Here is a 21,314-nt window from a genome sequence, read left to right on the forward strand (position 1 = left end):
TTTTATGGAACATTCAACCATAACAAAGTATTTAAACTAAATATATATTTTATTCTGATTAAAAACATCGATATAGGGGGAATTATACATGAGTAAAAAAATTGGATTTATCGGACTAGGAACAATGGGCTTCCCAATGGCAGTAAATTTAAAGAAAGCTGGTTTTGAGGTCATTGGTTATGATGCTTTTAAAGGAGTTTATGAGAAAGCTAGTGCTGCTGGAATTACCATGGTAGAAACAATAACAGAAGTGGCGCAACAAGCAGACGAAGCAATTATTTCTATGGTTCGTGACTATGCTCAAAATGTTGATGTTATTTTTGGTGAAGGCGGTTTATTATCTGCACAGCCAATAAATAAAACGATTATTGTGATGAGTACACTTGCTCCTGATACTATGAATGAATTAGGCAAAAAAGTTGGAGAAGAAAGTGAATTAACATTAATTAGTGCAGCGGTTAGTGGGGGTGCTTCAGGTGCTCAAGCTGGAACATTATCCATTATGACTTCAGGTTCTGAGGAGATCGTGAAATCTTTCAAGCCATATTTTGATGCAATTGGCTCAAATACATTCTACTATGGTGCTGAACCAGGCAACAGCCAAGTGGCAAAATTAGTAAACAATATGATTCTAGGTGTTAACATGAATGCTGTTGCAGAAGGTTTAAAATTAGGTAACCATTATGGCTTACCAGAAGAAGAAATATTTAATTTATTAAAAGTAAGTACGGGTGACAGCTGGGTCGTTAGAAACTGGAGTGATGTTTCTGAATGGACAGCAGACACGGCTTTAGCCGTTTTACTCAAAGATTTAATTGCAACTTACAACGAAGGAATTAAACATAATATTTCTATGCCATTTAATGCTCTATCCTCTACACAATTGTTTAACTCGATGGGGAAAGAAAAACCAAAAGCCTAATCATTGACAATTGAAATTACTCAATAGATCTAAAAGGGAAGTGTTCTGTGTTGAACAGGATGCTTTCCTTTTTGGTTAAGCGCAAATTTACATGGATTTTAGATTGTTCTATTGAACTAGAACAGAAATCATTAGAAGAAAGTATCCTTTTTTGGAACTTGATTGTTGGTTTCCGTATTAGGCACATCGCTTGCAGCTCAGTAACGAGTAAGCCACCTTGACACTTCGTATCTTTAGGTGGCTTTCCTGTTTCGCTTCTCCATCAAAAAGTCATCGTGAATCCCGTGATAAAGGGATTGGTTCTGGCGTTTCATTACATTCTTCCTTTTTTGAAACGCGAGAACCGTCCCCATGTTTCGTTATTTTTTCCTCAGTTTAGAAATAAGGTTGCTGAAAAAGGTCTTTATCGGTGATTCGTTTGTTCGTTCATGTTGCGTTTTTTCCGTTGCCTCAATGGTTTCTTTGACTGATGATGGCTTTGATAATTCTGGTGCGTCTTCTGTTGATGGTTGGACTGTTGGATGAACGATCAGTTCAAGTGGTGGAGCTGGGGTTGGATACTGTGCCAAATCATTCATTAATCTTTTTTCTGTCTGTTGCTGAGGTTGATTGAAAAAGTTCCATATGATTTCTGTTGCATTCGGACCGGATGGGTCTGTATAAGAACCATTCGGGTTTCCTCCAGACCATGTATGCCCCATATTATCGACCATCCAAAGCTCCATTAACGGTTCGTCGTCTACATCAAGGTATACATGCTGCGTATAACTTTTTCCATTCATGATATCTGAATGAATGAGGGAAGGTGTCACATCTACACGACCAATACCGCCATCAACGAGAAAATTGGTTTGAGCCCATTGCGTAATCACCTGTTGACCGTTGATGGGGTGGACAATTGTATCAGAGATGCCGTGGAAAACAATCACCCGCATCTTTTTTCTATTCTCTCCCATTTCAATAAAGGCACGGTTTCCACATGAGAATGGGTCAGGCACGCCCTTTTCCATCTTTTGTTTAGCGCCATCAGCCATCGGGTCAGTTAGCAAAAATACATTGGCTGCGCCATAGGCAAGTCCGGCACAAATACCAATCCCGTTAAAGACTTCGGGATACGTAGCACCAAGAATACAGGCTAGTGATCCACCTGCTGATAAGCCTGCAGCGTACACTCTATTAGAATCAATCGTGTATTTTCTTTTGACCTCCTGAATAATCTCAAAAATGAGTTTTGGATGTCCATTGCCGCGGTGTTGATTTTGATCTAAAAACCAATTCCAGCAGCCATAAGGATTGTACCCAGCCAAATTGGTAGGATTGAAGAATTTGTTCATGTCCGGATAAAGGACAAAGAATTTTTCCTTTTCAGCAAGTGTGTTCATGTTGGTACCTATAGCAAAATCATCCGGATTTTGTCCACATCCATGAAGCATGACGAGCATTGGATACTCTTGAGCTTCATGATAATCACCAGGAACATATACCTTATATTTAACATCTTGATAAATAAAATCGAGAAATTCTCCCAAAGCACCAAACCTCCGTTTTTCTACGACTTTATTACCTTATCTTATTCTAGTGATTGGTAGAACATTAAAACTTTCTTAAATGGATATCATTCATTGTGATTCCTATTCATCAAATGGGTGTAGGAATAAAAACAGACTGACTTCAGTGTCCTACACTAAAAACAGTCTGTCTTCGGTGATTAAGTAAGTTTTTCCTCTTGCTGTATTTCCATCTCTTGAACATGAGGCTCTGCACGATAAACCAAGAAGGCTAAAATTACGGCTATGATGGAGATCGCAAAGGCGATAAAATAGACAAGCTCTACCCCCGCGATCATCGCATTATTGATGGTGGCGGGAGCCTCAGGTGTCGGTGATTCCAGTAAAAATTGATTTTTTCGGGCATTTAATATACTAATGAAAACAGAAACCCCTATAGCCCCAGCAACGGGTTGCAGGGTCGTCATGATGGAAGTTCCATGAGGGTATAACCGCTTAGGAAGCTGATTTAAACCGTTTGTTTCTGCTGGCATCATAATGGCTGATACGCTAAGCATGATTAAAATATAACCGACAATAATCACCCAAGGTGGCGTGTTGGCATCGAGTCGGCTCAACATGAACATCGTGCCAGCTAATACAATGGAAGCAGGAATCATTAGTACTCGAGGTCCCCATTTATCAAATAGATGTCCCATCACAGGTGACATCATTCCGTTCAAGATACTTCCAGGTAAAAGCAGGAGACCTGCTGTTGCAGCAGATAAAGCCAATGGTCCTTGCATGAATATAGGTAAGATGATCTCAGATGAAAACATCGTCATGATAATAATCAGAAACATAAGAATTCCATGCGTAAACATGGGATACTTAAACACTCTTAAATCCATAACAGGATCCTCTAGTTTAAATTGTCTCAAAGTAAAGAGAAAAACCCCCACGACTCCCATAATAATAAAAAGATAAACTTTTGGGCTCAAGAATCCAGTTTCTACGTTTCCTAATGAACTAAATCCATAAACAATCGAACCGAAACCAATCGTCGAATAAACGAGTGATAATACATCGACTTTGGGTTTGGTTACTTCTGACACATTGATTAAATATTTAAAGGCAAATGCAATGGAAAAAAGGGCAAAGGGAATTACGAAAATAAATAAGAAACGCCATCCAAAGTATTCAACAATCACACCAGAAAGGGTGGGACCAATTGCAGGTGCAAACATAATGACGAGTCCCACTAATCCCAAGATCTTTCCCCGTCGATGGGGTGGGAAAATAAGTAAAAAAACATTAAAAATCACAGGCATTAATAATCCAGTACCAGCGGCCTGAATCAGACGTCCAGTCAATAAAATAGGAAAGTTTGGTGCGAGACCACAGATGGTCGTTCCTAGGGTAAAAATGATCATCGTTCCTAAAAACAACTGTCTGGTCGTAAACCATTGAAGCAATAACGCAGATGCAGGAATAACAATTCCCATAACCAACATAAAACCTGTTGCCATCCATTGAACCGTTGGGAGGGAAACGTAAAACTCTTCCATTAAAGTCGTTAAGGCAATGTTTAATAAGGTTTCGTTTAAAATGGCAAAAAAGGCACCTATAATTAAGCTAATCATAATCGGCATAACTTTAAAACGCGGATCATCTGCTAAATATTCATATGTAGAAGAAGAACCATTTTCCTTCATAAATTGAACCCCTTTATCTGAATAGTGAGTAACGTAATTTAGCATATAACATGAATGCCACCTAATCCAGTGTTTTACTGAAAATTAATAATTATTTAATAACAGTGAAACAGCGGGACGGTTCTCGGTGTTTCACTGGATTCTTCCAGTTTTGTAACGCGCAGAACCGTCCCTGTGTTTCAAAGGTGTTTCATAATGAAACGCGTGAAACATATTGGTGAAACATGAAACGCTCTGGGAGGAGTTAAAAAGTTTTTAGGACCAACTAATGTATGTGAATGTAAAATGATGATTCAAACTAGCCTCTAAATAGAGCGCTAAATAATGAAAAATAAAAATTTAGTTCTTTTTTTAAAATATTGGCATGCAAATTGCATTATAAATAAGCAAGAATATTCCCAAAAGACTAAAAACAGGAAAATTGTTATTTGCTCATTAAAAATAAGGAGGAAAAATAAATGGAAAAAATAATGGTTGTGGGTGCAGGGGTAATGGGAAAAGGAATTGCTTACGCCTGTGCAACATCAGGATATTTAGTATATCTGAATGATTTAAATCAGGACGTATTGGAAAAAGCAAAAAAAGAGATTTATCTCTTAATGGAAAGAAGTTTCTTAAAAGGCTATTTGACAAAAGAACAATTAGTTCAGTCAAAAGAAAATTTATATATTGAAAGCGATATAGTAAAAGCAGGTAAAGATGTAGATTTGGTAATTGAGGCAGTAATAGAAAAAATGGAAATTAAGGCGGATATTTTTAAAAGACTAGATGAAATTTGTCAAAAAGATGCGATTTTAGCAACAAATACATCTACGATGAGTCCTACTGAATTAGGAGCGCAAACATCAAGACCAGATAAAGTAGTTGCCATGCATTTCTTTAATCCTGTTCATAAGATGAAGTTAATTGAAATCATTCGGGGATTAGAAACGTCGGATGAAACAATTGAAAAGGTTAAAGAAATTTCGGCTCGATTAAACAAAGAGGCTGTCGAAGTAAATGAGTTTCCAGGGTTTGTGACATCTCGTATGAATTGTTTGATCGGAAATGAAGCCATGAATATGTTAATGGAAGGAATTGCTTCTGCTGCGGATATTGATAAAGCTGTTAAATTAGGACTAAATCATCCAATGGGACCGTTGGAATTAGCAGATTTAGTGGGATTAGATTCTCGACTCAGAAATATGGAGTATTTGTATCAAACATTAGGTGAAAAATATCGACCAAGTCCACTGTTAGTGAAATATGTTAAGGCTGGTCGATTGGGTAAAAAGAATGGAAAAGGATTCTACGATTATCATGAGGAGAAGAATAGCAATGAAGACATATCAAAATCTACTATTAAACAAAGATGATGGAATTTTGTGGTTAACAATTAATCGCCTAGAATACCGTAACGCATTAAATAAAGAAACCCTATCAGAATTACAAGATGTTTTTAATTATGTTGAACAGGATGATTCAATAAAAGTCATCATCTTGCAGGGTGCAGGTGAAAAATCATTTGCAGCTGGAGCAGATATTCAACAACTCCATGAAAGAAAGATGCTTGAGGCTTTAATTCCAGGAATGCAGGGTCTTTATAAGAAAATCGAACAATGTGGTAAAGTAACCATTGCTGCTGTAAAGGGTTACGCTTTAGGTGGGGGATGTGAGCTAGCTCTTTCTTGTGATATTCGTATAGCAACACCAAAGGCAAAATTTGGTTTACCAGAATTAAATCTAGGAATTATTCCAGGTGCTGGAGGTACCCAACGACTTGCCAGAATCGTTGGAAAGGGTAGGGCACTTGATATGGTACTTACTGGTAAAATCATTGACGGAATTGAAGCTGAGAGAATCGGACTAGCTTCTTATTTGTCTGATATGGAAGAGTTAGAAGCAAAAGCTAGAAACATAGCGAGGGAGGTCATGAAGAAAGGACCCATTGCTATAAAACTAGCAAAGCTAGCGATTCATAAAGGTTTTGATGTTGATCTTGAAACAGGAATGTTGATTGAAAAACTGTGTCAAACAATCAGCTTTGGTACAGAAGATAAGTCTGAAGGGACTTTAGCATTTTTAGAAAAAAGACCTGCTCAATTTGGAAGTAACTAAAGGAGTGAAGATCATGGATTTTACTTTGTCTAATGAAATTGAATTATTAAGAAAAAAAGTAGAAATATTCGTAACAGAAGAGGTGGAACCTATTGCATCGATCATTGAAGAAACGGATCAGATTCCAGAAATCATTGTTCAAAAGTCTCAAGAGTTAGGATTATTTGGATTAAGTATCCCAAGGGAGTATGGAGGGTTAGGGTTAGATATGGTTGGCAAGTGTGCCATTTATGAAGAATTAGGAAAAACCCATAATGGATTTACCACATTGATTGGGGCGCATACGGGCATTGGTTCTGTTGGGATTGTGGAATTAGGAAATGATGCGCAAAAGAGGAGGTATCTCCCTAAAATGGCATCTGGAGAATGGATTAGCGCATTCGCTTTAACCGAGCCAATGGCTGGATCCCATGCATCTGCTATCAAAACCACAGCTGTTCGGAATGGGAATAAATATATTTTAAATGGGAAAAAACACTATATTACGAACGCTCCAGAGGCTCATGTTTTCACTGTTATGGCTGTAACAGATCCCTCAAAAGGGGCAAAGGGGATTACAGCATTTCTAGTAGAGAAAGATTTTCCTGGTTTTCAAATAGGAAAAGTTGAAGAGAAGATGGGGCTGAGAGGTTCCCACTCTGCTGAAATTATTTTGGAAAATGTTGAAGTTCCTGAAGAAAACATTTTAGGTGAGATGGGCCAAGGATATATCAATTCATTGAAAATATTAACGAATAGTCGTGCAGGGCTTGCCGCAAGAAATTTAGGATCATGTATGAAACTACTAGACTATTCTGTTTCTTACGCAAAAGTTCGTGAACAATTTGGAAGTCCATTAATTGAGCTTCAAGCTATTCAACATATGTTATCGGAAATGAGTATGCAAATTGAACTGCTTCGTTCGATGATTTATCGCGTTGCATGGATGACCGATCAAAATATGCGCGTTATTAAAGAAGCTGCAATCGCTAAATTATATGCTTCAGAAGTTTATAACAAAATCGCTGATATGGCTGTGCAAATTCATGGTGGTAAAGGATATTTGAAGGAATATCCAATTGAAAGATTTTATCGTGATGCTAGAATCACCAAAATATATGAAGGTACATCTGAAATTCAGCGCAATATTATTGCCGGTGAACTAAAACGGGAACATACATTAGTGGAGGTATAATCGTGAAAGAAGTATATATCGTTGATTCAGTTAGAACAGCTATTGGCCGTATTGGAGGTACATTAAAAGATACAACCGTCGATATTTTAGCGGAAAAAGTGATTCGCGAAGTATTAAATCGGACTTCTAGAGATATTGAAGTGGACGAAGTGATTCTTGGGCAGGCTAAACAAAGTGCTGATACATCTAATCTTGCTAGAATTGCTACCCTCAAAGCGGGTCTTCCTGAAAAAGTGACAGGTTACACGGTGCATAGACAGTGTGGGTCAGGCTTACAAGCCATCCTGAATGCCGATATGCAGTTAAAACTAGGATACTCTGAAGTGATGATTGCAGGTGGAGCAGAAAGCATGAGTACAGCTCCCTACTATATACGAAATGCTAGATTTGGACTTCAGGCAGGAAATGCACTCATATTAGATCCTAATACGGAAAGTCAGCCATGTTCACAACCAATTGAAATATATGGAAATCTAACGATGGGGATGACAGCTGAAAATTTAGCTGAAAAATACCATATTTCTCGTATGGAACAGGATGAATTTGCTTTGCGAAGTCAGGAGCTGGCAGATAAAGCTATCAAAAGCGGTCGTTTCCAAGATGAAATTGTACCATTGGAGATAAAAAGACGTAAGGAAAAGATCGTCTTTGATATGGATGAACATCCTCGAGAAACATCATTGGAACAGTTGAACCGTTTAAAGCCTGTTTTTAAGGAAAATGGTACCGTGACAGCAGGAAATGCTAGTGGTAGAAATGATGGTGCCTCAGCCCTATTAATGATGACGGAAGAAAAGATGAATGAATATGGTGTAGTTCCAAAAGCCAAGGTTATTGCCCATGCAGTTAGTGGGGTATCTCCGCAGATTATGGGGATTGGACCTGTTTACTCAACCATTAAGGCGTTGAAACAAGCTGGATTAACGATAAAAGATATGGGATTAATTGAACTGAACGAAGCGTTTGCTTCACAATCACTTGCTGTGATTAGAGAAACGGATATGGAGTTAGTAAAAGTCAACGTAAATGGAGGAGCTATTGCCCACGGACATCCAATTGGAGCTACGGGAGCGATCTTAATGACAAAGCTCCTACATGAAATGGAACGACGTGAAGTGAAGTATGGGTTAGTCACACTATGTATTGCAGGTGGACTTGGTATTACGGCAATTGTTGAGAATTTACAATGTTAATATCAAACAATCATACCTCTTTTCATAATCATGTAAGTGTTTGAAACAGTGTTTCAACATCATTGAACATGAAACACTACTTGAAACAAATAATGAAACAATAAACCAAATAAAACTATAATTTTTGTAATATTCGCTAAATTTTAAACGAAAATTAGGTTGGCACGATTATTGCATTAATATTTAATGAATACTAAATCTACGATGAAGCTGGAGGTGGAAGGTGTGCAAGCACTTTCGGGAGTAAAAGTCATTGATCTTACCCATGTTTTGTCAGGACCGTATTGTACAATGACATTGGGAGATATGGGAGCAGATGTGATTAAAATAGAACAATATCCAGAGGGGGACACAATTCGAACGATGCCGCCTCATCGAAACGGAGAAAGCTATGGGTTTTCTATGGTTAATCGGAATAAGAAAGGCATGCGATTAAATCTTAGAAATGAAAAGGCAAAGGAAGTTGTCTATAAACTAGTTGAAAGTGCAGAGATTTTTATTGAGAATTTTCGACCAGGCGTCGCTAAAAAACTAGGTGTAGATTATGAAACGATTAAGAAAATCAATCCAGAAATTATTTATTGTTCTATATCGGGTTATGGTCAAACCGGTCCGTATAGTCATAAAGGTGGGTTTGATATCATGGCTCAAGGGATGTCGGGGATTATGAGTATGACTGGTGAAGAAGGTGGAAGACCTGTTAAAGTAGGTGTCCCAATCCATGATATTGGAGCTGGAATCACAGCATTATACTATATTCTGTTTGCTTATATTCATAAATTGAGAACAGGAAAAGGTCAATATATTGATGTTTCATTACTAGAATCAGCTTTTGTTTGGACGGTTTGGGAAGCGGCAGCATACTTTGGCTCAAACATGGTTCCAGAACCAACGGGAACAGCACATCGACGAATGGCTCCTTATCAAGGGTATCGAACAAAGACAGGATATATTTTAGTTGGAGCCGCAAATCAGAAACTTTGGGTTCGTTTCTGTCAAAACGTCATTAATCGACCGGAATGGATAGATGATCCTCGATACAAAAACGGACGAGAAAGAGTTAAGTATGTGAAAGAATTAGAGCAGAAAATTGAAGAAATTTTTGTAGAAGAACCCTCTGATTATTGGATAGAGAAATTAGAAGAAAATGGGATTCCTTGTAGCTATATCAAAAAGTATGATGAGGTGATGAAGGATGAACATATGTTAGCAAGAGATATGATTCTAGAATATGAACATCCAGTAGCAGGTAAACTGAAAACTTTGGGATTCCCTGCCAAGCTATCGGAAACGCCTGCTCAAATTAGATTAGCGCCTCCTACATTAGGGCAACATACAGAAGAGATACTAGCAGAACTAAAATATACCGAAGAACAAATTGAAAAGATGAAAGAAGAAGAAATTATATAAACAATATTTTGAATATTCCATTTAAATTATAGTATTTGACAACATTCGCTGATATAATATTTTTTAGTGTTTAAAAAAATACTATTATAGTATTTTTTGCAAAATAGTGTAAGTGTTTTCATAGAGAAAATATATAAAATAAAGTGTAAAGGGGAAACGATATGAAATTCTCGAAAATTGTATTAGCTAGCTTATTACTTTGTTTTGCGGCCATTTTAACTGCTTGTGGAGGATCATCAAGTACTGCTAAGGAAGTAAAAAATGACGGTGAATTTGTACCAAGTAAACAGGTTGATATGATTGTTGGTTATGCGGCAGGAGGAGGCGGTGATTTAACAGCAAGAACAGCTACTAAAGTTCTCGCTGAAGAAGGAATTGTAGATGAAACAATGGTTGTAACCAATATGCCGGGTGCTAGTGGATCTCTTGCATTAATGGAATTGAAAAAAAGAAAAGGCGATGAGCATGTCTTAATTCAAGTTCCAAATATTGCTGAGCCACTTTGGCAAGAAGGAAAAATCAATGCCGAGTTTTCAGATTATACGCCAATTGCCCAAGTTGCAACAGAGCCGATGATTATTACAGTAGAAAAGAACTCTCCGTATCAAACAATTGAAGAATTTTTAGAAGCATTAAAAAAGGATCCAAGCAAAATTGTAATCAGTACTTCTAGTGCAATTGATGGAGGGGAACCGTTTAGATGGAATTCGATTAAAGAGGCTTATGGTATTGAGAAAGAACTTAATATTATGACGACTGGGGGGCAAGCTGAAAGCTTCCAAAACTTACTAGGTGGTCATTCTGATGCTGGTATGCTTACACAAGCTCTTTTAAAAGGAAATGTTGAAAATGGTAGTTTAAGACCACTAGCAGTTCTAGGGGATGAGCGTTTAGAGTTATACCCAGATATCCCTACATTAAAAGAAGTTGGCTATGATGTCACTTATTACAGAACACGGGGTTTCTGGGCTGCAGGCGATATTTCACCAGCAGCAGTAAAATACTGGGAAAACACCTTCAAGGAACTAACAGAATCTGAAGGATGGAAGAAGTTTTCAGAAGACCAAGGTATGTTAAATCAGTTTAAAGATAGTGAAGATTATAAAGCTGCTATATTAGAAGAAGCACCTCAGTATCAAGATTATTTGAAAAAAATAAAATAATAAGTACATGGTGGAATGCATGAATTTAAAGTTATTCTGCATTCCACCCAAAACGATCTGGGGGGGAGTAGTTTGTTAGTTCAACGCATATTTATAGGTTTTCTATTTTTAATGAGTACAGTGTTTTTTGTAGCTTCATTTAATCTATCAATGACTGTAACCGGTGGTTTGTTAGGAGCTGGCTTTTTTCCGAGAGTCATATCCGTTCTAGTTATGATCATGACTCTATTCTATTTTATAACTACCTTCCGCAATAATGATAAGCAAGAGACTTCAAAGCCGATTGATAAACAAAAAGTTAAAGTTCAACTACTATTTTGTCTTGCCCTGTTGGTCACATTAGCATTAATCAATTTGTTAGGAATGTTAGTTAGTTTAGGACTATTTATGATTGCTATTTTAAAATTCTTTGAAAAAATGTCTTGGCGTCGATCTATTATTTTTACAATTGCTATGATGGTATTAATTCATGTTGTATTTGTCCGATGGCTGGGCTTAGTTATGCCAACAGGATTATTTTACTAAAAGGGGGGAGAAAACGTGGGGTTTGATGCATTGTTAGATGGGTTTCAATTAATTTCTCTAAATACGATGGTTTGGTGTTTAGTCGGTGTTTTTGTTGGAATGCTTGCAGGTACTTTGCCAGGGATAGGGCCTTCATCAGGAATTGCTATTTTATTACCTTTAACTTTTGAATTAGGTGCGTTAAATGCATTGGTCATGATGATGAGTATCTATTTAGGTGCTATGTACGGGGGAAGAATTAGTTCGATCCTAGTAAATGTTCCAGGAGAACCTTCAGCTGTTGTTGCAACATTTGATGGATATCCGATGACAAAGCAAGGAAAAGCTGGATATGTTTTAACATTAAGTGCGATCGCTTCTTTTATTGGCGGTGTTATAGGATTCGTGGGTTTAGCCTTTTTAACTGCTCCGATTGCACAAGCTGCGTTATCATTTGGTCCACCTGAGTATTTTGCTTTAATGGCATTTGCCTTAGTGGCGACAAGTGGTTTAATCGAAAAGAAACCATTTAAAGCGATTCTATCCACATTAATTGGTTTACTAATCGCGACAATTGGTCTTGATAATGTAACAGGCGAGCCTAGATTAACATTTGGTTTGTTAGGATTATGGGAAGGAATTGATTTTATTGTTGTTGCCATTGGAATATTTGGACTATCAGAGGTTTTAGCACGTTTGGACAATGGTTCCGAAATGAATGGATTAGATACGAAACTTAGTTTTAAATCATTATTTCCAAAAGCAAGTGAAGTGATCAGTGATAAATGGGCAATGCTTAGAGGATCCTTAATTGGTTTCTTTGTAGGAGTATTACCTGGAGCTGGAGCAACAGTAGCTGCATTTTTATCCTATAGCGCAGAAAAAAAACTATCCAAAAAACCTGAAAATTTCGGTAAAGGTGAATCTAAAGGTTTAAGTGCACCGGAATCTGCGTCAACAGCTGCAGTGGGTGGGGCTCTTATTCCTACACTGAGTTTAGGTGTACCAGGTTCATCAACAACTGCAATTCTTTTAGGTGGTTTAATGATGGTCGGTTTACAGCCTGGACCCATGATGTTTCAAGAATCAGGCGATATTATCACTGGAGCTTTAGTTGTGTTTTTTATTGCTAACATTTTACTTTTAATCTTAAACACAGCTTGTGTCCCTGTTTTTTCTTACTTAGTAAAAAAGCTTGATCCTTATATGGTACCTGTCATTACTGTATTCTGTTTTCTTGGTGTCTATTTAATGAACTTCAGTCTTTTTGAGGTAGGGGTTATGTTTTTCTTCGGATTCTTTGGTTATTTCATGAATAAATGCGGAATTCCATTTGCCCCGTTGATTCTTGCCGTTATTTTAGGTCCAATGATGGAAAAAAGCTTACGTCAAACACTGTCTTCTACAGGTAATGACTATACTGTATTTTTCACTCGTCCCATTTCTGCAACGCTATTATTCATTACAATTGCCATTTTAATATTGCCGTTAATCAGAATGATTCTATCTAAACGCAAAAGTAGCGAAGGAAAAAACATAAACTTATAATCTAGTTCTAATTTTTAGTAAAAGGAGGAGTATAAAGTGGGGAATATTTCGATCGATCCAAGTAAACAAAGCAGAAAAGAGAATTACAAATTTTTGATTGGCAGTGTGTTGCCACGACCAACATCACTGGTTACTTCCAAAAATAACTCTGGTTTAATCAATGCTGCACCATTTAGTTTTTTTAATGTCGTTTGCAGTGATCCACCGATGATTGGGATCAATTGTGCAAGAAAGCCTGGGGGGGTTCGAAAGGATACTTCTTTGAATATATCACAAAATGGAGAATTCGTTGTTCATATTGTGGATGAACAAATCGTTGAATTAGCTACTCAGGCAGCTATAGAATTTCCTCCGAATTATAGTGAAGTAGAGGAAGTTGGATTTACTCTTGAAGAAAGTCATTATATTTCCGTACCACGAATAAAAGAGGCAAAAATTCAAATGGAATGCAAAGTAAGTCAAATTATCGAAATATCGAACAAGGATGGAGTGCCCAGCTCGGATTTTATCATTGGAGAAGTAGTTTGTTTTCATATTGACGAAACCTTATATCATGAGGGTAGAATTGATACCTTAAAATTAGCTCCAGTAGGTCGCTTGGCGGGCTTTAATTATACAACAGTAGAAAATGATATTACGATCCCTCGTATGAATTTTGAAGAGTTTCAGAAGAAAAAAGAAAAACAAAATATATAGAGGATGATAAATATGGAAAATTACCTTTATCTTATAAAAAAAGATGAAATTGGAACGATCTATATCAATCGTCCGGAGAAGAAAAATGCTTTTAATAAAAATATGTGGGAAACCCTTATTGGATTGTTGGAGATAGCGGATCAAGATTCAGAAATCAAAGTACTAGTTATAAGAGGCGAAGATTCATCAGCTTTTGTTTCTGGTGCTGATATGAGTGAGTTTCATGAATTTAAAACAGGAGAGCAACGAGCTGAAATCAATGAAAAATATACGGCTCGCGCTCTGGAAATGCTTAAACAATTTCGCAAACCAACAATAGCTATGATACAAAAATATTGTATTGGTGCTGGATGTGCAATTGCCGTTGCTTGTGATTTTAGGTTTTCAGATGATCAAGGAGTGTTCGCGATCACGCCGTCCAAAATAGGACTTGTTTATTCTTTCAATTCAACTAAACAATTAATTGACTTGATTGGAAGTGCAAATGGTAAATATTTATTAATGTCAGGTGAAAGAATTGACGCTTACCAGGCTGCAGAAATGGGGCTTGTACATCAAGTCTTTTCTTCTGAGGAGTTAGAGTTAGAGACCTATCAGTTTGCTAGAATTCTTTGTTCAAGATCACAATCTAGTTTACGTGGGATGAAACGAATAATTGGGTTAGTTACAGAGGGAATAATTGAGGACAACGAAGAAACCAAACGATTAGTCATGGAATCCTATACGTCTGACGATCATAAAGAAGGGGTTGCGTCATTTCTTGAAAAAAGAAAACCTAAATTTAGTTATTCATAGAGTTGAATAAAAGATAAGGAGTAGATTCGAATAAAAGGGATAGTAGTTACAGAGTTTGGATCATTAGATGGATTAATATATAAGGAATTACCCTTTCCAAAAATTTCCGAACAAGAAGTGCTAATTCGAGTTCATGCTACAAGTGTTAATTTTGCGGATATAAAAGTGCGTAGAGGAGAACATCATGGTGGTCAAAAACCACCATATACTCCTGGTATCGATTTAATGGGAACCATTGAAAAGTTAGGTTCCAATGTTCATAATCTACAGGTTGGGCAACGCGTGATCGCTTTTCCAATAGGAGGATCATATTCACAGTATGCAATAGCGAATGAAAATTTGACCTTCCCGATTTCAGATTATTTGGATTCAAATATAGCCGCTGCAAGTCCTACGGTTTCCTTTACGGCATATAATCTTCTAGCAGAAATAGCAAAAATTCAAAGAGGGGAAACCGTATTAATTCATTCTGCAGCTGGTGGAATCGGAACGACAGCAAGTCAAATCGCAAAAATTCTCGGAGCGAAGAAAGTGATCGGAACGGTCAGTAGTGATGAAAAAATATCTATTTCAAAAGTAATGGGATCCGATGAAGTAATAAATTATCGTAAGGATGATTTCGTAGATCGGGTATTAGAGACCACAAACGGTAGAGGAGTAGACATTATTCTTGACTCTATAGGAGGAAAGATCTTTAATGATAGCTTAAGATGTCTAGCGCAATTTGGGAGGATAGTTAATTTCGGGAATTCATCTGGTCAGCCAGGGACAGTTGAAACTACTAACGTACATTCAAGTTGTCGTTCAGTGTTGGGATACAGTTTCGGTACTGTTAAGAAGTATTCCCCCGAAAGGGTTGCGGAAACAGCGACAAAAGTTGTGCCGCTGTTGGAAAAGGGACAAATAAACATGCATATCGGGGAAACTTTTCCACTAGACGAGGCCAAAAAAGCTCAGGAACTTATGGAGAATCGAAAAACGCAAGGAAAAATTTTATTAATGCCTGATCAAGATTAGATGGATTCTTCTATCCATTTAATCTTGATAAAAGGGCTTTAAAATTCTTTTAATCAAAATTACGCTAGATGATATTGTTTTAACTTTCTCCATAATGTCGTTCTACTCATACCAAGGAGTTCTGCAGCTAAACTTTTATTCCCGTTCGATTGTTGTAGAGCCTCTTTAATTTGCGTAATTTCACTTAACCCATTTTCTTGATTTTCATTTTCTTTTTTTGATTCTTGGATTTGGACTAGATTATTTTGAGAAAACGTGTACGGGATTAAAGAACTACGAAGTAATTTTGTTAACCGGTCATGTGAAAGGATCTCATTTTGACATAAAACGATGAAACGTTCAGCAAAATTTTCCAGTTCTCTAATATTCCCCTTCCATTCATTCTGTTCTAATATTAATAAATCTTTATCGGAGAGAGCTTCATTCAAGTGCTCTTCTTTTCTTATAAAGTAGCGAAAAAGCTCAATGATATCTTTTTTTCGTTGACGAAGTGATGGAATGAGTAGCTGTAACACATTCAATCTATAATACAAGTCTTCACGGAATGTACCATTTTTTACACATTCTAGTAGATCTTTATTGGATGCAGCGATGATTCGAACATCAACTGGAATCATTTGCTCGCCGCCAATGCGCATAATTTCCTTTTCTTGTAAGACTCGAAGAAGTCTTGTTTGTAAATGTAAAGGTAATTCACTTATCTCATCTAAGAAAATGGTTCCTCGGTGAGCTAGTTCAAACTTTCCGGGTTTACCACCTTTTTGTGCGCCGGTAAATGAACCTTCTTCATATCCAAATAATTCACTATCTAGTAGATTTTCTGGAATGGCTGCACAATTTAAAGCTACAAAAGAATTTAAAGAACGACTACTAGCTTGATGTAAACTTTGAGCGAATAGTTCTTTCCCAGTTCCCGATTCCCCTTGTATCAAGACAGAAGCGTCAGATTGACTATATTTTTTTGCTTGTGAAATCGTTTGTTTAATCGCTTCGCTCGATCCTACTATGTCATTAAACGTATAATTAGCCTTTAAGGGTTTACGAGACATTTTTTTTCTTATATTTTGTTCCGTTTGTTGAACGGTAGCAATATCATCAAAAACGACCATATGTCCCATGTTTTCACCACTTAATTCAACAGGGACAATATCAGCTACAAATTTTCTATCTTTGTGCTCGAAAACAATATTAAATGTTGGTTTATCAATTTTCGATAATGGTACCTGTGACTCTTCAATAAGAATAGGAATAATGGTTTGGATATCTTTATTAATGGTTTGGTTCCTTTTGATTCCTAGCAGCCGCTCAGCTGAATGATTCATGACGGCTATTTTTGAATGAGTATCCGTTGAAATAATTCCACTTCGGTTCATATCAACAATGGTCTTAAATAAAACTGATTTTTCCATTTCGTTTCGATAAGACTTGAGTATATTTAATGCATTTTTTGAGGCATCTTTCATGGATTGATACGTGTAATAGCAGTAAGCATTAAATCCATTTTTGGAAGCTGCTTCATAAAACCAGCTTCCACTGATCACATCATGTACTCCTTGTTCCTTTAATTGATCCATAATTTCAAATGCTTCATTCCGATCTCGAAATGAGATCTGTCGTATTTTAGTTTTAAGTAGATTTGAAATTCTGGTTAAAGCCTGAATATTTTCCCGATAGTTCACAACGACAACTTCTTCTGAATCAAGTTTTTGAATTTGGTTAAATATGTCAAAACCTGATAATTTTACTGGAATCACAAAATTACTGAGAGATTGTTTTAATAATATGGAACTACGGTCACCACTAATAACAATTGTTGCGGGTTCAAATAGGGTTTGTAAAGATTGAATCGATTCTAGTGAAATAATAAATTTATAAGGGAATTCCTCTACTTCAACATTCACCCATTGAGGGATGTCAATTTCCTTTAATACTTGTTTCGCCAACTTTGAGAAATGGGAATGACCTACGTAGACAATTTTTGCTTGCATTTGTATCACCCTTTATTTGAGTAGATGATAAGAAAACCAAATTAGGACTTTTAATATGAATAGGATTATCACCATTATAATGGAAGGTTTACTAAATTGTCTAATAAAGTTTGAATATTCTAAAGTTAATAAAAATAACTCAGGATCATAAATAAATGAAATAAAATGTGTTTTTCCAAATTTTAATTAAAAAGAGAGATGGATGTTTATGATTTTTTGGTTTGTAATGGTGATTACTTTTGGTTTTCAAACGATCCTTAACCTAACTCGACCAGTAATATCATTAAATGCTAATGAATTAGGTGCATCTACCTTTGAAATTGGCTTATTAACCGCTGCTTTTGCTTTTTTGCCACTTATTTTTGCGATTCAAGCAGGGAAAATTGCAGATAAAATAGGAGATCGTTTACCGATATTATGTGGATTGATTGGAATGTCAGTAGGATTAGCTGTTCCATTTTTTTATCAAAACATTTGGGCTCTTTTTGCAAGTCAATTCATAGTAGGAATTTCTAATGTATTCTTAGTAGTGTCCTTGCAGAATATTTTAGGCCAGATCTCAACTGCTGAAAATCGGGATCAATATTATAGCATGTTTGGTATGGCAGTTGCTTTGGGAGTATTAGTGGGACCTGTTTTAGGTGGATATATTTCAGAACATTACTCTTATGCATTTGTTTATCTGGTTTCGATTTTGATTAGCGTGATACCAGTTTTTTTATCATTTTTGATTCCGGTGATTATCAAAAAAGACAAGCTTGTTAAGAGATCATTGTTATCTTCAATCGGACTGTTAAAAAACCCTATTTTAAAGCAAGCTTTAATATCCAGTGCTCTAGTATTATATTCTAGGGATATCTTTATCGCTTATTTTCCCTTGTTTGCAAAAGAGAATGGAATTACGGATTCAACTATTGGATGGATTATATCGGTTCAAGGGATTGCGATGATGATCATTCGTTTTATATTACCCAAGATCTCTAATGCTTTTGGACAAAAAAAGGTTTTGATACTATCGATTGTTTTGGCAGGATTTTCATTTCTATTCATGCCATTTACAGGTCATCCAATTTTGTTAGGGATGTTAAGTTTTATGATGGGGGTAGGTTTAGGGTGTGGGCAGCCAATATCTATGTCTATAACTTATAGCGTTTCTCCAAAATCTAGAACAGGGGAAGTTCTAGGACTCAGACTCTCCACGAATAGACTATCTCAATTAATTGCTCCTATATTATTCGGAATAATAGGATCATGGATGGGAATCTTATCCGTATTTCTTGTAAGTTCGATGTTTTTACTTGGTGGTAGTGCTTATTTGAGTACTTCTAAAAAGATTTTAGAACAAAATAAATATAACTCTTCATAATTGACAAATTTCCTCAGCAAGATTACAAAAAAATCACATTGTGTAGTTAAAAACGCTCAATGTGATTTTTTACGCATGAAACTTCCGATTGTTCTCTTTAAGAACCGTCCAACTATTTCAAAATCTACACAATTATATAACACAAATCTTCAAATTGATATGTTAAAATAACGGTTGAAAAGGTTTTCAAACGGAACTGAGATCGATTGAGTAGGACATTTTCTAACCTAAAGGGGAGATGAATTTGTTACTGACATCAAGCATTTCTATTAAGCCCAGTGTGAAACAAGCTTGGAATCAATTTGTGTTGTCAGGAAACGTGGAAGAATCCATTGTACGTCCCGTCATTGCGGCGTCATGGATTCGTTGTCGGAATTTAGGAATACATGGATTGGTAATTCATTTACCGAAATAAAATAGGCTTGAAAAGGTGTCTTGCATCCAATGTGAAGAGATGAAAGGTGCCTTTTTTGTTTGGACAAGGATGGGGCAAGCGGAAAGGTTTCTTTAGACAGTGGGGGTAGTTCTAGTATTTCACCGCAATCTTTCCTTTTGAAACACCGAGAACCGTAGTGTACACCCCTTATACATGGTCGAACCCACTTAACTCTAAGTGTAACGGGAATCCCCATGTGGAGATTAGACGAAAAGTTAGTAAGGGAAGATATCTTTTTCCTCGATCGTCCATACTCTCTTGAGAAGAGTGATGAAGAGGCTATGAATCATACCTTACAACAATTAGAATCAATTTTAGAAGAACATGGTGAAAAAATAGCAGCAATGATTCTTGAGCCCATTCAGGGGAATGGTGGAATCATTATGTATCACCGTGATTTTATTATAAAAGCAAAAGCACTTTTGGAACATTATGGCGTTTTATTAATTGTGGATGAAGTTCAAACGGGATACGGTCGTACAGGGAAAATGTTTGGTATCAATCATTATGAAGTTGTGCCAGATATCATTGTGACTGCCAAAGCCCTTGGAAATGGTATTCCAATATCCACGTTTTCAACAACGGATGCAATTGCTCAGTCTTTTAATAAGGCTTCATCTTCAACCTTTGGTGGAAATCCAGTAGCGGCAACCACCGCACTAAGCGTATTAAACAATATTGAACAACATGGGTTAGTGCAACGAGCAGAAGAATTAGGCTCTTATTTAAAAGAAAGATTACAAGAGATTTCCTCACCCTTTATTCAAGAAATTAGAGGAGTAGGTCTGATGCTTGGATTGCAAATTCAAGCAATAAACGACGAGGTAAGCTCCGCTCAAATCACAGATATCATTCTTGAAGAAATGAAAGACCGTGGTTTCCTAATCGGAAAAAACGGGTTAAACCGTGACTGTTTAGCGTTTCAACCACCACTCGTAATTGAAAAAGACGATCTCAATGCAATGCTTTCAAACTTAATAGAAGTGTTATCAGGAATTTTAGATCGGCTGACGGTAACGATATAAAAGAATTCCTCAAAAATGATTTTTAATTTGGTATATAAAAGTAAAAAGTATCATCTCTAGGAAAAAATCATCTGTCCTTTAGATGATGCTTTTTATACTGCTTTTACTGAAAAGCCACTAAGATTGGGAGAATAGACGAAATGAAATTGATTGTTGGCATGACAGGTGCGACGGGGTCGATTTTTGGTATCAGACTTTTAGAGGTTCTTCGTGACATGAATGTGGAAACTCATTTGGTGATGTCAAAGTGGGCGGAGGCTACGATTGAAACCGAAACCGATTATCGTGTAAAAGAAGTAAAGGAGTTGGCAGATTGTCATTATTCCTATCATGATTTAGGAGCGAGAATTTCGAGTGGCTCCTTTCAAGTGGATGGGATGATTGTCGCTCCATGCAGCATGAAAACACTCGCGACGATTCGCATGGGACTAGCGGATAATTTAATTACTCGCGCTGCAGATGTGATTTTAAAGGAGCGAAAAAAACTATTATTAATGACCCGTGAAACCCCGTTAAATGATATCCATTTAGAAAATATGTTAGCACTATCTCGGATGGGTACGATTATTTTTCCGCCCATGCCGGCATTTTATAACCACCCTCAAACGATTGAGGATACCGTGAATCATATTGTCTACAGAGTTGTTGATCAATTTGGCATCCATGTACCAGAAGCAAAAAGATGGGACGGAATAATAAATGAGAACGACCTCAAGTGAAACAGGGGGACGGTTCTCGCGTTTCATTACATTAAAACATGAGGTCCGTATGGATTTTA

At 36.7% G+C, this 21,314-nt stretch carries 19 protein-coding genes; 16 read left to right on the forward strand and 3 right to left on the reverse strand.

The genetic code is table 11. From position 1 onward, the window contains the following. The first annotated feature begins 88 nt into the window (after positions 1-88). On the forward strand, positions 89-922 hold the full coding sequence (locus tag Q5760_RS12035) for an NAD(P)-dependent oxidoreductase (RefSeq protein WP_428912395.1): 834 nt from the start codon (positions 89-91) through the stop codon (positions 920-922). Between the two features lie 359 nt (positions 923-1,281). Here the strand turns inward: Q5760_RS12035 and Q5760_RS12040 are convergent, their stop codons facing one another. Continuing rightward, positions 1,282-2,451 carry an extracellular catalytic domain type 1 short-chain-length polyhydroxyalkanoate depolymerase gene (locus Q5760_RS12040; RefSeq protein ID WP_428912396.1) on the reverse strand — a complete coding sequence of 390 codons (1,170 nt, stop codon included), beginning with the start codon at positions 2,449-2,451 and terminating at the stop codon, positions 1,282-1,284. A gap of 179 nt (positions 2,452-2,630) precedes the next feature. Further along, positions 2,631-4,124, reverse strand: coding sequence for an MDR family MFS transporter (locus tag Q5760_RS12045; RefSeq protein ID WP_428912560.1), 1,494 nt, complete (start codon positions 4,122-4,124; stop codon positions 2,631-2,633). 458 nt (positions 4,125-4,582) lie between these two features. Between Q5760_RS12045 and Q5760_RS12050 the strand changes: the two genes are divergently transcribed. The 11 genes from Q5760_RS12050 to Q5760_RS12100 all read left to right on the forward strand — a co-directional run bounded on the left by Q5760_RS12050 (position 4,583) and on the right by Q5760_RS12100 (position 15,721). Beyond that, a complete protein-coding gene (locus Q5760_RS12050; protein WP_428912397.1) occupies positions 4,583-5,479 on the forward strand; it encodes a 3-hydroxyacyl-CoA dehydrogenase NAD-binding domain-containing protein in 897 nt (298 codons plus the stop codon). After that, positions 5,442-6,221, forward strand: coding sequence for an enoyl-CoA hydratase/isomerase family protein (locus tag Q5760_RS12055; RefSeq protein ID WP_428912398.1), 780 nt, complete (start codon positions 5,442-5,444; stop codon positions 6,219-6,221). Before Q5760_RS12050 ends, Q5760_RS12055 begins: the two co-directional genes overlap by 38 nt. A 13-nt stretch (positions 6,222-6,234) precedes the next feature. Then, complete coding sequence (locus Q5760_RS12060; protein WP_428912399.1) at positions 6,235-7,395, forward strand: acyl-CoA dehydrogenase family protein; 1,161 nt, start codon at positions 6,235-6,237, stop codon at positions 7,393-7,395. Positions 7,396-7,397: 2 nt separating this feature from the next. After that, positions 7,398-8,588 carry a thiolase family protein gene (locus Q5760_RS12065; protein ID WP_428912400.1) on the forward strand — a complete coding sequence of 397 codons (1,191 nt, stop codon included), beginning with the start codon at positions 7,398-7,400 and terminating at the stop codon, positions 8,586-8,588. A 225-nt stretch (positions 8,589-8,813) separates the two neighbouring features. Beyond that, entirely contained in the window at positions 8,814-9,998 is a 1,185-nt protein-coding gene (locus tag Q5760_RS12070; protein WP_428912401.1) for a CaiB/BaiF CoA transferase family protein, read from the forward strand. Positions 9,999-10,159: 161 nt separating this feature from the next. Beyond that, positions 10,160-11,161, forward strand: a complete 1,002-nt coding sequence (locus tag Q5760_RS12075; RefSeq protein ID WP_428912402.1) for a tripartite tricarboxylate transporter substrate binding protein — start codon at positions 10,160-10,162, stop codon at positions 11,159-11,161. Between the two features lie 72 nt (positions 11,162-11,233). Next, positions 11,234-11,686: a tripartite tricarboxylate transporter TctB family protein gene (locus Q5760_RS12080; protein ID WP_428912403.1), complete on the forward strand. Its 453-nt coding sequence runs from the start codon at positions 11,234-11,236 to the stop codon at positions 11,684-11,686. Positions 11,687-11,701: 15 nt separating this feature from the next. After that, positions 11,702-13,213: a tripartite tricarboxylate transporter permease gene (locus tag Q5760_RS12085; protein ID WP_428912404.1), complete on the forward strand. Its 1,512-nt coding sequence runs from the start codon at positions 11,702-11,704 to the stop codon at positions 13,211-13,213. 36 nt (positions 13,214-13,249) lie between these two features. Continuing rightward, a complete protein-coding gene (locus tag Q5760_RS12090) occupies positions 13,250-13,909 on the forward strand; it encodes a flavin reductase family protein (RefSeq protein ID WP_428912405.1) in 660 nt (219 codons plus the stop codon). A 12-nt stretch (positions 13,910-13,921) separates the two neighbouring features. After that, positions 13,922-14,704 carry an enoyl-CoA hydratase/isomerase family protein gene (locus tag Q5760_RS12095; protein ID WP_428912406.1) on the forward strand — a complete coding sequence of 261 codons (783 nt, stop codon included), beginning with the start codon at positions 13,922-13,924 and terminating at the stop codon, positions 14,702-14,704. A 30-nt stretch (positions 14,705-14,734) separates the two neighbouring features. Then, a complete protein-coding gene (locus tag Q5760_RS12100) occupies positions 14,735-15,721 on the forward strand; it encodes a quinone oxidoreductase family protein (protein WP_428912561.1) in 987 nt (328 codons plus the stop codon). 59 nt (positions 15,722-15,780) lie between these two features. Here the strand turns inward: Q5760_RS12100 and Q5760_RS12105 are convergent, their stop codons facing one another. Further along, entirely contained in the window at positions 15,781-17,709 is a 1,929-nt protein-coding gene (locus Q5760_RS12105) for a sigma 54-interacting transcriptional regulator (protein WP_428912407.1), read from the reverse strand. Positions 17,710-17,917: 208 nt separating this feature from the next. Between Q5760_RS12105 and Q5760_RS12110 the strand changes: the two genes are divergently transcribed. The 4 genes from Q5760_RS12110 to Q5760_RS12125 all read left to right on the forward strand — a co-directional run bounded on the left by Q5760_RS12110 (position 17,918) and on the right by Q5760_RS12125 (position 21,255). Beyond that, positions 17,918-19,075 (forward strand): MFS transporter, encoded by a 1,158-nt coding sequence (locus Q5760_RS12110; protein WP_428912408.1) that lies wholly within the window; start codon positions 17,918-17,920, stop codon positions 19,073-19,075. Between the two features lie 244 nt (positions 19,076-19,319). Beyond that, the gene (locus Q5760_RS12115) at positions 19,320-19,490 is read left to right on the forward strand and encodes a hypothetical protein (RefSeq protein ID WP_428912409.1); all 171 of its coding nucleotides are present in this window, start codon (positions 19,320-19,322) and stop codon (positions 19,488-19,490) included. 170 nt (positions 19,491-19,660) lie between these two features. Beyond that, complete coding sequence (locus Q5760_RS12120; protein ID WP_428912562.1) at positions 19,661-20,536, forward strand: aminotransferase class III-fold pyridoxal phosphate-dependent enzyme; 876 nt, start codon at positions 19,661-19,663, stop codon at positions 20,534-20,536. A gap of 140 nt (positions 20,537-20,676) precedes the next feature. Continuing rightward, positions 20,677-21,255 carry a non-oxidative hydroxyarylic acid decarboxylases subunit B gene (locus Q5760_RS12125; protein WP_428912410.1) on the forward strand — a complete coding sequence of 193 codons (579 nt, stop codon included), beginning with the start codon at positions 20,677-20,679 and terminating at the stop codon, positions 21,253-21,255. The last annotated feature ends 59 nt before the right edge of the window (positions 21,256-21,314 follow it).

It is taken from the genome of Niallia sp. Kr1 (genome assembly GCF_050389805.1).
GTDB lineage: Bacteria > Bacillota > Bacilli > Bacillales > Cytobacillaceae > Bacillus_BD.

What these genes read in the sequence shown, in the direction of transcription:
- Q5760_RS12035 (WP_428912395.1), top strand. Translation starts at nt 89, where the DNA reads ATGAGTAAAAAAATTGGATTTATCGGACTAGGAACAATGGGCTTCCCA.
- Q5760_RS12045 (WP_428912560.1), bottom strand. Translation starts at nt 4,124, where the DNA reads ATGAAGGAAAATGGTTCTTCTTCTACATATGAATATTTAGCAGATGAT.
- Q5760_RS12050 (WP_428912397.1), top strand. Translation starts at nt 4,583, where the DNA reads ATGGAAAAAATAATGGTTGTGGGTGCAGGGGTAATGGGAAAAGGAATT.
- Q5760_RS12055 (WP_428912398.1), top strand. Translation starts at nt 5,442, where the DNA reads ATGAAGACATATCAAAATCTACTATTAAACAAAGATGATGGAATTTTG.
- Q5760_RS12060 (WP_428912399.1), top strand. Translation starts at nt 6,235, where the DNA reads ATGGATTTTACTTTGTCTAATGAAATTGAATTATTAAGAAAAAAAGTA.
- Q5760_RS12075 (WP_428912402.1), top strand. Translation starts at nt 10,160, where the DNA reads ATGAAATTCTCGAAAATTGTATTAGCTAGCTTATTACTTTGTTTTGCG.
- Q5760_RS12095 (WP_428912406.1), top strand. Translation starts at nt 13,922, where the DNA reads ATGGAAAATTACCTTTATCTTATAAAAAAAGATGAAATTGGAACGATC.
- Q5760_RS12105 (WP_428912407.1), bottom strand. Translation starts at nt 17,709, where the DNA reads ATGCAAGCAAAAATTGTCTACGTAGGTCATTCCCATTTCTCAAAGTTG.
- Q5760_RS12110 (WP_428912408.1), top strand. Translation starts at nt 17,918, where the DNA reads ATGATTTTTTGGTTTGTAATGGTGATTACTTTTGGTTTTCAAACGATC.
- Q5760_RS12125 (WP_428912410.1), top strand. Translation starts at nt 20,677, where the DNA reads ATGAAATTGATTGTTGGCATGACAGGTGCGACGGGGTCGATTTTTGGT.